Annotated in this window: 9 protein-coding genes; 3 read left to right on the plus strand and 6 right to left on the minus strand. The window is 72.1% G+C overall.

Annotated features, from left to right (window positions below; all coding sequences use genetic code 11):
• Nucleotides 1–12: 12 nt before the first annotated feature.
• The 5 genes from RCR19_RS08340 to RCR19_RS08360 form a co-directional block, all read right to left on the minus strand.
• Nucleotides 13–1,572 (minus strand): PucR family transcriptional regulator, encoded by a 1,560-nt coding sequence (locus RCR19_RS08340; protein WP_331264549.1) that lies wholly within the window; start codon nt 1,570–1,572, stop codon nt 13–15.
• Nucleotides 1,573–1,642: 70 nt separating this feature from the next.
• Nucleotides 1,643–2,926, minus strand: a complete 1,284-nt coding sequence (locus RCR19_RS08345) for an aspartate aminotransferase family protein (protein WP_331264550.1) — start codon at nt 2,924–2,926, stop codon at nt 1,643–1,645.
• A complete protein-coding gene (locus tag RCR19_RS08350; protein WP_331264551.1) occupies nt 2,923–3,765 on the minus strand; it encodes a nitrilase-related carbon-nitrogen hydrolase in 843 nt (280 codons plus the stop codon). Before RCR19_RS08350 ends, RCR19_RS08345 begins: the two co-directional genes overlap by 4 nt.
• A gap of 184 nt (nt 3,766–3,949) precedes the next feature.
• Nucleotides 3,950–5,449, minus strand: coding sequence for a hypothetical protein (locus tag RCR19_RS08355; RefSeq protein WP_331264552.1), 1,500 nt, complete (start codon nt 5,447–5,449; stop codon nt 3,950–3,952).
• 258 nt (nt 5,450–5,707) lie between these two features.
• On the minus strand, nt 5,708–5,962 hold the full coding sequence (locus RCR19_RS08360; RefSeq protein ID WP_331264553.1) for a helix-turn-helix transcriptional regulator: 255 nt from the start codon (nt 5,960–5,962) through the stop codon (nt 5,708–5,710).
• 73 nt (nt 5,963–6,035) lie between these two features.
• Here RCR19_RS08360 and map point away from each other — a divergent pair, with 73 nt between their 5' ends.
• Together map and RCR19_RS08370 are read left to right on the plus strand one after the other, a co-directional pair.
• Nucleotides 6,036–6,824 carry a type I methionyl aminopeptidase gene (gene map / locus RCR19_RS08365; protein WP_331264554.1) on the plus strand — a complete coding sequence of 263 codons (789 nt, stop codon included), beginning with the start codon at nt 6,036–6,038 and terminating at the stop codon, nt 6,822–6,824.
• Between the two features lie 268 nt (nt 6,825–7,092).
• Nucleotides 7,093–9,789: an ATP-dependent Clp protease ATP-binding subunit gene (locus tag RCR19_RS08370; protein WP_331264555.1), complete on the plus strand. Its 2,697-nt coding sequence runs from the start codon at nt 7,093–7,095 to the stop codon at nt 9,787–9,789.
• A gap of 7 nt (nt 9,790–9,796) precedes the next feature.
• On the opposite strand, the gene ggt is transcribed toward RCR19_RS08370, so the two are convergent.
• Nucleotides 9,797–11,596, minus strand: coding sequence for a gamma-glutamyltransferase (gene ggt, locus RCR19_RS08375; RefSeq protein ID WP_331264556.1), 1,800 nt, complete (start codon nt 11,594–11,596; stop codon nt 9,797–9,799).
• A 403-nt stretch (nt 11,597–11,999) separates the two neighbouring features.
• On the opposite strand from ggt, the gene RCR19_RS08380 reads away from it, so the two are divergent.
• The gene (locus RCR19_RS08380; protein ID WP_059129650.1) at nt 12,000–12,239 is read left to right on the plus strand and encodes a hypothetical protein; all 240 of its coding nucleotides are present in this window, start codon (nt 12,000–12,002) and stop codon (nt 12,237–12,239) included.
• Nucleotides 12,240–12,295: the final 56 nt, after the last annotated feature.

Raw genomic sequence — 12,295 nt, forward strand, 5'->3', positions numbered from 1 at the left:
TTCCACGGCGTTTCACCTCTGTTGGGCGTCGTGCGCGAGCAGCGCGATGTGCACGGACGCCGCCTGCTCGAAGTCGTCCAGGTCGACTCCGAGGCACGCCTGGATAGCCTCCAGCCTGCGGTAGAGGGCAGGTCGGCTGACGTGGTGGAGCTGGGCGGTACGGGACTTGTTGCGGCCGGTGGCGAGATACGTCCGCAGCACGGGCAGCAACTCCTGTTCGGCGTCGCGTCCGCACAGCAGCCCGTCCAGTTCCCGCTCGGCGAAGGACTGGACGTGGGGGTCGTCGCGCAGCAGCCGGACCAGACCGCGCAGATGGACGTCCCTGAGTCGCACCACGAGTGGCAGGTCGACTGCGGCGGAGTGGTCGGCGACCGCGTCGGCGACGTGCCGGGCCTCGCGCAGCCCCTCGGGCACCTCCTCCCAGGCGGCTCGTGCGTCGGCCGCGGCGACGACCGTCCCGCCCGCCTGATGCTCCGTCCGCAACCGGGCGGCGAAGTGTGCGGTCAACGACTCGGCGTCCTGGTCGCGGGCGAGACTCAGCAGCACGGCGGCCGCTCCGTCGGCCAGTTCCGCGACGAGTCCGGACAGGCCCAGCAGCCGCAGGACGCGGTCGAGGTGGACCGGGTCGCCGTCGCGGACGACGAGGGGGACGAAGATGCGGCGGTTGACCGGCAGTCCGGCCGCGCGGGCCCGCGGCAGAAGCTGGCGGGCCGGTACGGCCCCGGAGACGAGGTCCGTCAGCAGACCCCGTGCGGACTGCTCCTCCCAGGAGTGCGCGGAGCCGTGGAGCATCCGGTGCAGGACCAGGGCCTCGGCGCCGCGTTCGGCCAGGAGGCGTCCGATGGGGTGGTCACCGCGGTAGCCGCACAGCACGATGCGGCCCCAGCGCTCGCCGCCGCCGCTCAGCTCGGCGCGGACCCAGCCGTCGCCCTCGCTGCCGCCGGCCTGCCGCGCGATGCGCTCCCAGTCGCGCAGCACGTCGTCGACGGCGGACCGCTCCCCCGCCGTGGCGAGCACCCGGTGGGCGAGATTGGTGAGGATCACGGGGCAGCCGGCATGCACCGCGATCTCGTCGAGCAGCCCCTGGAGCGGGGCACACGCGGTGATCAGGCCGGTCAGCGCCGTGCGTACGGACTCCGACAGGCTCACCGCCGCGAACTTCCGCCGCACCAGCCGGGACTGGACCTCCTCGGTCAGTTCGGCGAAGGGGAAGGGGCGGTGCAGGACCACCATGGGAAGCCCGCAGCGCTCCGCGGCCCGGCGCATCACGTCCGGGGGAACGGGGAAGGCGCGGCCCAGTCCGAGGACCACGGCCGCGGCCTCCGCGCGGTGCAGGGACCGGATGTACTCGGTCTGCTTGTGCTCGTCACCGGCGAGCAGCACCCCGGTGGTGAGGACCATCTCCCCGCCGCTGAGCATCACCCCGACATCGGGTGCCTCCGCGACGTGCACCCAGCGCACCGGCCGGTCGAGGTGTCCGGCGCCGGCCACCACCTCGGGCTCTCCGGCGAGCACCCGGTCCAGCGTGAGGACCTGGCGTACCGACAGGGCGGGTTCCGGGGCGGTGGCCATGGCTGTCTTCCCTTGCTCTGGATCTACCGAAGACACCTCGTGACGGCGCTGTCGAGGAGACGGGTCGTCATCAGTGGATGCTCCCGAGGGCGCGTTCGAGGATCGCGGCGCCCTCCTCGGCCTCCGCGACGGTGAGCGTGAGCGGCGGGGCGATGCGCAGCACACTGGTGTTGTGCCCACCGCCCTTGCCGATCAGCAGGCCCTCCGCGCGGGCCGCCTCGAGCACGGCCGCCGCCGCGTCCGGGTGGGCCTCGTCGGTGCCGGGGCGCACCAGTTCGATGCCGATCATCAGGCCGCGGCCACGCACCTCCCGTACGACGGGCAGCTGGGCGGCGACGGCCCGCAGCCGCTCGATGAGCAGTCCGCCGACACGCCGGGCGTTGCCCTGGAGGTCGTGCTCGAGGAGGTACGAGAGATTGGCGAGCCCCGCCGCCATGGTGATCTGGGTGCCGCCGAACGTCGAGATGGAGTTGGCGTCAAGGCAGTTCATGATGTCGGCGCGGGCCACGACACCGCCGATGGACATGCCGTTGCCGATGCCCTTGGCGAAGGTGAGGATGTCCGGCGGTCCGCTGCGGCCATGTGCCTGCCAGCCCCAGAAGTTGTCGCCGGTGCGGCCCCAGCCGGTCTGCACCTCGTCCGCGATCCACAGGATGCCGTGCTCGTCGAGGACCTCGCGGAAGGCCGCGTAGAGCCCGTCGGGCGGCGAGGTGAAGCCGCCGACGCCCTGGATCGGCTCGGCGATCAGCGCCGCGGGCGACCGCGTGTGCCCGAGCAGGTCCTTCAGGTCCGCGACACAGGCCGCGATGAAGTCGGCGTCGCTCAGCCGGGCGAACGGACCACGGGTGCGGACGCCTCCGTGGACGTACAGGGTCTGCAGCGGTGACAGCGAGGTGGGCGACCAGCCGCGGTTGCCGGTGATGCCGACCGCGCTGAAGGAGCGGCCGTGGTAGCTGTTGCGCATCGCCAGGATCTGGTTGCTGCGCCGGTAGGTGGTCGCCAGCAGCAGCGCGGTGTCGTTGGCCTCGGTGCCGGACGTGGTGAAGAACACGCGGGCGTCCGGGATGCCCGACAACTGGGCGATGCGCTCCGCGAGTTCGACCATCGGCCGGTTGAGGTAGAGGGTCGAGGAGTGCAGGATCCGCCCGGCCTGCTCGGTCACCGCCTTGGTGACCTCGGGCAGGGCGTGCGCGGTCATCGTGGTGAGGATGCCGCCGAAGAAGTCGAGATACTTCCTCCCGTCGTCGCCCCAGACATGGCGGCCCTCGCCGTGGGTGATCTCCAGCGGGTCCTTGTAGTAGAGGGCGAGCCAGTCGGGCAGGACGGCCTTGTGGCGGGCGTACAGGTCACTCACGGCTTCACCAGTCCTTCGTACGCGTCGGGGCGGCGGTCGCGGTAGAACGCCCACTGCTGCCGCACCTCTTCGATGAGGTCGAAGTCGAGATCCCTCACGACGAGTTCCTCCTCCTTGTCGTCGGCGACCTCCCCCACGAACTGCCCACGGGGATCGACGAAGTAGCTCGTGCCGTAGAAGTCGTTGTCGCCGTACTCCTCTCGGCCCACGCGGTTGATCGCGGCGACGAAGTACTCGTTGGCGACGGCTGCCGCGGGCTGCTCCAGCTGCCAGAGGTAGGCGGACAGACCGCGGGAGGTGGCGGAGGGGTTGTAGACCAGCTGCGCGCCGTTCAGACCGAGTTGCCGCCAGCCTTCCGGGAAGTGGCGGTCGTAGCAGATGTACACGCCGACCTTGCCGACCTTGGTGTCGAAGACGGGCCAGCCGAGGTTGCCCGGCTTGAAGTAGTACTTCTCCCAGAAGCCCTTGACCTGGGGGATGTGGTGCTTGCGGTACTTGCCGAGGTAGGTGCCGTCCGCGTCGATCACGGCGGCGGTGTTGTAGTAGAAGCCGGTCTGCTCGACCTCGAAGACGGGGACCACGATCACCATGCCGGTCTCCCGCGCCAGATCCCGCATACGGGTGACCGTGGGACCGTCGGGCACGGGCTCGGCCCAGCGGTAGTGCTCGGGTTCCTGGACCTGGCAGAAGTAGGGGGCGTTGAAGACTTCCTGGAAGCCGATGATCTCCGCACCCATGCGGGCCGCCTCGCGGGCGTGCTCCACATGTTTGGCGATCATGGATTCGGTGTCACCGGTCCAGGTCGCCTGGACCAGTGCGGCGCGTACGACGTGGGCCATGATGCCGCTCCTTTGCCTGTTGTCCTCGCGGGGACGTCAGAGCCTCTACGCCCGTAGACACAGGTGGTAGAGGGTCGAACGTAAGCCCCTGCGACGGCCTTGCCAAGACCATCGTCGCCAACCCGCTGAGTCGATCACGTTTCGCACTCCTTGCGGGTGAGTGGTCGGATTGTCGTCGGGCCGCTCAGCCGGTGAATCCGGCGACCCTCAGGGCGTGCACAAGATCGCGGTGCCGGGCGTCGGAGACGCCCCGGGCCACGTCGAGGAGCAGCGGCACGAGCCGCTGCGGGTCGGCCGACGCGCAGCGGACCGCCTCCTCCGGAACACGGATGCGCACGTACGCATCCAGAAGAGCGCGGACCTCGCGGTGCCGGCCGTCGGCGCTCAGTGCGAGGACCGCCTCACCGATCTCGGCCGGGGGGCGTACGACCCCTTGGCGCAGCACCTGTTGGGCGTCCGCGGCGCGGCCCGCGACGGCGAGGGTGTCGGCCACGGAGACCAGGTCGGCGGCCGGCAGGGAGGCGGCCTCCCACAGCAGGGTGGTCCAGTCGGCGCCGAGCCCCGCGCGGTGCAGCGCGGAGGCGAGTGCCGGGTAGCGGCCGACGGGCCAGTGGGCGGCCTCGACGAGCAGGGCGTGCGCCTCACCGCTGCGGCCCTCGGCACGCAACCGGGTGAGCGTCGCGACGACCTCCGCGATGATCCGCCGGTCGGACTCGTCGGCGGGCTGCCGGGGCGGCTCGGTCACCTCCGTGCTCTCGACGTCTGCGGCTCCGGCGAAGCGGGCGCCACGGGGGCCGCGACGGCTCGTGGCGGGCGCTTGCGGGGCGGGCACGGCGTCCCCGGACGCCTCCTGGACACCGAGCACCCCGGCGAAACGGGCACTGCCACGCGGGCGGCGCCCGGTCCACCGCCTGCCGCCGGGTTCGGGGGCCCGAACGGGCTCCTCGGATTCACGGGTGTGTTCCGCGTCGGGCTCCACCGTCGGCCGAAGGACGCCGCGCGGAGCGCTCGGGCCGCCGTCACCACCGCGGTCCGGCCCGGCCGGGCCGCCGTCCCCCCTCCCCTCACGGTCGCCGCCCGTCGGCCCCGGTGCGCTCGCTCCGGCCGGTCCGCCGAAACCGTGGGTGGCCCCTTCGTCCCGGTGAGCGGCCGCTTCCCGGGCCTGTGGCGCCCGCCGTCCGTCCCGCTCGGGTTCCGGTCGGAAATCCGGTTCGCCCCGCTCCCGGGGGCCCGGGACACGTGCCTCGACGGCTTCCATCCGCCGGCGGAGTTCCGCACACCGGGCCGTGGCACGGTCGTGGTCGTCCTCGGCCCAGGCGAGATCGAGGCGGAGCGACTCGACCTCCTCGCGGGTGCCGGCCGACTCCAGCAGGCGTCGCAGCTCCGCCTGGCGCCCGGCCGCGTAACGCTGTTCGCGCAGCCGACCGTCCAGCCGGCCGGTGAGTTCCTCCCGGCCGCCGGGCCGGGCGTCGTGCGCGGCGAGCGAAGCACCGTGCAGTGCCTGCGCCCGCTTCGCCTCCAGCGCGGCGGCCCGGGTTCCCCAGACCCCGGCGAGGTCGTGCAGCAGCGACTCCACGACGTCCCACGGGGGCACCTCCCCGCCTTCGAGACAGGACCGCATCCCCTCGGGATCACGCCGCCAGAACACCCCGCACCAGCCGCCGCCCTGGTCGAGCCTGGACACGAGCTCCTGCAGGTAGCCCGCGAACTCCCGAACTCGAACAGGGGGTTGATCCACCGCCATCGTCCAGCTCCCGCCCGAGTGGAGTACCCCGATGCGGTAGGGAACACCAGCCGTGTTACGACGGCGCTACAGAGAGTTTTCCGGACCGGCGCAGAGCCCTCCGGGAGCGCGTTCCCCGGCCGTGCACACCGTGCCGTCCGGCTTCCCGCCTCCCCGCCCACCCGACCTCGACCGCGCGCCTGAGGGCGCCTTTCCGGCTCAAGCCACCGCGATCAGCGCGCACTGCCCGACGATGTCGTCCAGGGACAGCCCGAGTACGCGGGCGAGAGCGGCGACGGTGAAGAACGCCGGGGTCGGCGCACGTCCCGTCTCGATCTTGCGGAGCGTCTCGGCGGAGATCCCGGCGCCCGCGGCCACCTCCGCCATGCTGCGGGACCCGCGGGCCTCGCGCAGCAACAGCCCGAGCCGCTCGCCGCGTTCGTGCTCTTCGGGGGTCAACGGATTGCGCACCATGCGCCCATTCTAATACCGGTCTCCCATGGTGCGACCGGTATAGTAATTGGGATTCTGCGGTATAGTAATTGGCATGGTGGAACTCAAGACAGACCCGTCGATCGATGCCATGCACGCGGCCGGGCAGGTCGTCGGCCGGGCCCTCACGGCGGTGCGGAACGCCGCCGGCGTGGGCGTCTCCCTGCTGGAACTGGACGAGGTGGCCCACGGGGTGCTGCGCGACGCGGGTGCGAGCTCGCCGTTCCTCGGCTACCGCCCCTCCTTCGCGCCGACCCCCTTCCCTGCGGTCATCTGCGCGTCCGTCAACGACGCGATCGTGCACGGGATCCCGGACGGCTACCGGCTGCGCGACGGCGACCTGGTCTCCGTCGACTGCGGTGCCGAACTGGACGGCTGGGTGGGCGACTCGGCGATCAGCTTTGTCGTGGGCAGGCCCCGGCCGGAGGACCTGCGGCTGGTCGAGACCGCGGAGCGGGCACTCGCGGCCGGCATCGAGGCGGCCGTCGTCGGCAACCGCATCGGTGACATCGCGTACGCGATCGGCTCGGTGTGCCGGGCGGCCGGGTACGGCATCATGGACGACTTCGGCGGGCACGGCGTGGGCCGCAGGATGCACGAGGATCCCCCGGTCCCGAACGAGGGCCGCCCGGGCCGCGGGCTCCGGCTGCGCCACGGCATGGTCCTGGCCATCGAGCCCATGCTCATCGGCGGCGGCACGGACACCTACCACGCGGCCCCCGACGGCTGGACCCTCCGCACGGACGACGGCTCCCGCGCGGCCCACACCGAACACACGGTGGCGATCACGGACGCGGGGCCGCGCATCCTGACGGCACGCGAGGTGCGGGCCCCGGCCGGGTGAGACGCCCGGGGGCCGGGTACCGGCCGCGGGCCGTGCCTTCCCACCGCGTGACGCGACCGGCCCCGACGGCCCACGGCCCCCGCCCCGCGTCCGGTACCCGGAGCGCGCGCGTCCTGCTGGACATGCCGCCCGAGTGCGTTCGTGTAATCGTGGTACGTGCGCCGGGCGCGCCCACAGGTGTAACCGGGCCCCGCCCGGGCACCCGGCACCGGCACGTCGATCAACGAGCGTGTCCCGGGCCCCCGCCGGGACGCCGGAACGGATGGCCATGACCAGCGGGTTCAACGGTCCGCAGGGCTACGGCTCGGACCCCTTCGCAGAGTTCTTCTCACGAATCTTCGGCGGACAGCGTCCCGGTCCCCGGCAGATCGACCTCGGCCGGCTGCTGAGCGAGCCGGCCCGGCAGCTCGTGGTAGGAGCGGCGCAGTACGCCGCCCAGCACGGCAGCCGCGACCTCGACACCCAGCATCTGCTGCGCGCCGCGCTCTCGGCCGAACCGACCAGGAGTCTGCTCACCCGCGCCGGAGCGGATCCCGACTCGCTGGCGACGGAGATCGACCAGCGCTCAGGTCCGGCCCAGGGCGCGGGCGACGTGCCTCCGCCCACCTCTCTGTCACTGACGCCCGCCGTCAAACGCGCCCTGCTGGACGCCCACGAGCTGGCCCGGGCGAGCGGCACCGGCTACATCGGCCCCGAGCACGTGCTCAGCGCCCTTGCGGCGAACCCGGACTCCGCCGCCGGGCACATCCTGCACTCCGCGCACTTCGCGCCGCCCGGACCGGCCCCCGAAACGGGGGAAACCGCGCAGGCGCGCCCGGAGCGGCCGCGCCCCAGCCCCACTCCCACCCTGGACAAGTACAGCCGCGACCTCACCGGCCTCGCCCATCAGGGGCGTATCGACCCGGTGATCGGACGGGACGACGAGATCGAGCAGACCATCGAGGTGCTGTCCCGGCGCGGCAAGAACAACCCCGTCCTCATCGGTGACGCGGGGGTGGGCAAGACCGCGATCGTCGAGGGACTCGCCCAGCACATCGCCGACGGCGACGTGCCCGACATCCTGTGCGGCCGCCGGGTCGTCGCCCTGGACCTGACCGGCGTCGTCGCCGGCACCCGCTACCGCGGAGACTTCGAGGAGCGGCTGAACAACATCGTCGGCGAGATCCGGTCGCACTCCGACGAACTGATCGTCTTCATCGACGAGTTGCACACAGTCGTCGGCGCCGGTGGCGGCGGCGCCGAAGGCGCGTCCATGGACGCAGGCAACATCCTCAAGCCCGCCCTGGCCCGCGGTGAACTGCACGTCGTGGGCGCCACCACGCTCGAGGAGTACCGCCGTATCGAGAAGGACGCGGCGCTGGCCCGCCGCTTCCAGCCGATCCTGGTGCCCGAGCCGTCCGTCACCGACGCCATCGAGATCCTGCGTGGACTGCGTGACCGCTACGAGGCCCATCACCAGGTCCGCTACACCGACGAGGCGCTGGTGGCGGCCGTGGAGCTGTCCGACCGCTATCTCACCGACCGCCATCTGCCGGACAAGGCGATCGACCTGATCGACCAGGCGGGCGCCCGGGTGCGGCTGCGCGCCCGTACGAAGGGCACGGACGTACGGACCATGGAGCGCGAGGTCGAGCAGCTGACCCGGGACAAGAACCAGGCGGTGGCCGACGAGCAGTACGAGCAGGCCACCCAGCTGCGCGACCGCATCACCGGGCTCAAGGAGCGGATCGGGCAGGCCTCCGGCGACACCGAGGCCGACGAGGGGCAGCACCTGGAGGTGACCGCCGAGGCCATCGCCGAGGTCGTCTCACGGCTCACCGGTGTCCCGGTCAGCCGGCTCACCGAGGAGGAGAAGGAACGGCTGCTCGGGCTTGAGCAGCATCTGCACCAGCGGGTCATCGGGCAGGACGAGGCGGTCGGCGCCGTCGCCGACGCCGTGCTGCGCTCGCGCGCCGGTCTGTCCAGCGCGGAGCGGCCGATCGGGAGCTTCCTCTTCCTCGGCCCGACCGGCGTCGGCAAGACCGAGCTGGCCCGCGCCCTCGCCGAGGTGCTCTTCGGCAGCGACGAGCGCATGGTGCGGCTGGACATGAGCGAGTACCAGGAACGGCACACCGTGAGCCGCCTCGTGGGCGCCCCGCCCGGGTACGTCGGCCACGAGGAGGCGGGCCAGCTCACCGAGGTCGTACGGCGCCACCCGTACTCCCTGCTGCTGCTGGACGAGGTGGAGAAGGCCCACCCGGACGTCTTCAACATCCTGCTGCAGGTCCTCGACGACGGCCGGCTCACCGACTCCCAGGGCCGCACGGTGGACTTCACCAACACCGTCATCGTGATGACCAGCAACCTCGGTTCCGAGGCGATCACCCGCCGCGGCGCGGGCATCGGATTCGGGCCGGGCGGTGCCGACGCGGACGAGGAGGCGCGCCGTGAGCAGGTCCTGCGTCCGCTGCGCGAGCACTTCAGGCCGGAGTTCCTCAACCGCATCGACGAAATCGTGATCTTCCGGCAGCTGACCGCCGAGCAACTCCGGCGCATCACCGATCTGATGCTCGACAAGACGCGTCGCATGCTTCAGGCCCAGGACATCGACGTCTCCTTCACCGACGGGGCCGTCGACTGGCTGGCACAGCGCGGCTTCCAGCCGGAGTACGGCGCCCGCCCACTGCGCCGCACCATCCAGCGGGAGGTCGACAACCAGCTGTCCCGGTTGCTGCTGGACGGCCGGATCGAGCGGGGCGGCAGGGTCGTGGTGGACACCGACGAGGGACGGCTCGCCTTCCGGGCTGAACCGCCCGCCCGCCGGGAACCGGCCGTCGATCCCGTGGAACGGGGCACACAGGGCGGCCCCATGGAGCCCGGGGGTGATGCCGCCGCCGGCCCGCCCGGCGGCGGCATCACCCCTCCCACGGTGCAGGGCGGTGAGACGGCCCGCCCCGAAGGGGACGGGACCGGCCGTCCCGAGTGAGGGCCGCTCACGGCGCCGGGGACACGACCATCGCCGACCCGCCGCCGCGCCGCACCTTCTCGGCGGCTGCCAGCCACTTGCCGCCCGGCAGCCGCTGCACACCGGTCGTGGCACCGATCTCCGGGTTCAGCGTGAAGGAGTGCCCGATCGCCTCCAGCTGCGCCCGTAGATCGCTGTTGTAGAGGGCGGGTTCCAGTTCCGTCTTCGCCGCGTTGCGCTGGCTGGCACGTGGCGCGGCGATGGCGTCCACCAGCGGAAGATGCCGGTCGAGGAACCCGGTCAGGGTCTGGAGCACCGTCGTGATGATCGTCGCGCCGCCGGGCGAGCCGAGCGCCACGACCGGCTTGCCGTCCTTGTCGAGCACGATCGTCGGCGAGATCGAGGAGCGCGGCCGCTTGCCGGGACCGGGCAGGTTCGGGTCGTGGACGGCCGGGTCGGCGGGTGCGAAGGAGAAGTCCGTCAGCTCGTTGTTGAGCAGGAAGCCCCGGCCCGGGACGGTGATGCCGCTGCCGCCGGTCTGCTCGATGGTGAGCGTGTAGGAGACGACGTTGCCCCACTTGTCGGCGACGGTCAGATGTGTGGTGTTCTCGCCCTCGTACGTCGTCGGGGCCGCCTTGCCCGCGGTGCCGCAGGGCGCCGGGTGGCGCGGGTCACCGGGTGCGAGCGGGCTGGTGAGCACCGCGTCGTCCTTGATCAGGCACGCCCGCGAATCGGCGTACTTCCGCGACAGCAGCTCGTCCGTCGGCACGTTCTCGAAGGCGGGGTCACCTACCCAGCGCCCGCGGTCCGCGAAGGCGACACGGCTCGACTCGATGAAGTGGTGCAGGTACTGCACCTGGCTCGCCTTCGACAGGTCCGTCCGCTCCAGGATGTTCAGGGCCTCGCCCACCGTGGTGCCGCCGGAGGAGGACGGCGCTATGGAGTAGACGCCGAGACCGCGGTACGAGGTCTTCGTGGGTGCCTGGAGCTTGGCCCGGTAGGCCGCGAGGTCCCGTGCGGACAGCTCGCCCGGGCGGGCGTTCCAGCCGGAGGCCGGGTCCACCGGGGGCTTGTTCACGGTGGCGACGATGTCCTCGCCGAGGTCGCCGTGGTAGATCGTGCCTATGCCCTTGCGGCCCAGTTCCCCGTAGGTGCGCGCGAGCTCGGGGTTCTTGAAGGAGGAGCCGACGACGGGGAGCTGCCCGCCCGGCAGGAACAGCTTGGCCGTGTCCGGGAAGTACCGGAAACGGGTCTCGTTGGACGCGGTCTGCGAGCGGAAGGTGTCGTCGACCGTGAACCCCCGGCGTGCGATCCGCTCGGCCGGCTCGAGGACCTTGCCGAGCCGCTCGGTGCCCCACTCGTCCAGCGCCTTCTGCCAGGTGGCGGGTGTGCCGGGAGTACCGACGCTCAGGCCGCTGCTGACGGCGTCGGCGAAGGCGAGCGGCTTGCCGTTCTCCACGAAGAGCCGGGAGTTCGCGGTCAGCGGGGCCGTCTCACGGCCGTCGATGGTGTGCACCGACCTGGTCCTGGCGTCGTAGTAGACGAAGTAACCGCCTCCGCCGATGCCCGCCGAGTACGGCTCGGTGACGCCGAGTGCGGCGGCGGTGGCCACGGCCGCGTCGACCGCGTTGCCGCCCTTTCTGAGGACCTCGACGCCGGCGGCGGTGGCGTCCGTGTCGACACTCGCGACGGCGCCGCCGTGGCCCACGGCCACGGGCACCTTCGCGGGGGCCGGGCGGGCGCTCCCCGGCGGCGCCGCCGCTCCCACCGACACCACAGCGGCCGAGACCGCCAACACCGCCAGTTTCCGTGCGACAGGGCGACGCATTCGCACCTCCAGTGGACGACCGTCCACGCAGCGTAATCGTATTGCCATGGTCCCGTCAGTCCCATCGAACACCGCTCGCCGCGGGTGCGCCACCATGCGTACCCGTGGACGAGACGGTGCACGGCCGGGCCAACACCCTCCGGACGGCGCGCGATCGACGCGAACGGCGAGGTGGGCGAGCGGATGCGCGAGGCCCCCGCGGTTACGGCCGCTGGGGTGAACGGCCCGGCGTGAAGCGCGGCCGGGAGCGGCTGACGGCTTGGTCGAGGCCCGGTACGTACTCCTCTCGCGGGTCTGTGACGACCCGTTGGCGGACTGTTCAACTCCCGGCGGTACCAAGGCTGTAGCCGAGATCGACGCGGGGACCCGCGTCTTGGGGCTCAACCTCACGTTGGGGGATGGCATGAGGGGGAATCGCAGGACCGCACTCGCCGGGTCGGCGGTCGTGGGCATGGTGGTACTCGCGGGCTGCGCCGACCGCAGCGAGGTCGTCACCTGGACCGACGAGCACGGCAGGGTCTGCACGGGTGTCGCCGTGGTCGACTCGGACGACGGCGACCGCGAGGTCACCAGCATCGACTGCGACTATCCCCCCGAGGGCCGGACGCCGGGTCCGACGACGTGGAAGCCGCTGCCGGGCTGAACCGCGTGGCACGCCTTTGACTCCGTCCGACGCGGCTCCGGGTCGGTTCGCCGGGC

Source organism: Streptomyces sp. WAC07094, from assembly GCF_036320405.1.
Lineage (GTDB): Bacteria > Actinomycetota > Actinomycetes > Streptomycetales > Streptomycetaceae > Streptomyces > Streptomyces lannensis.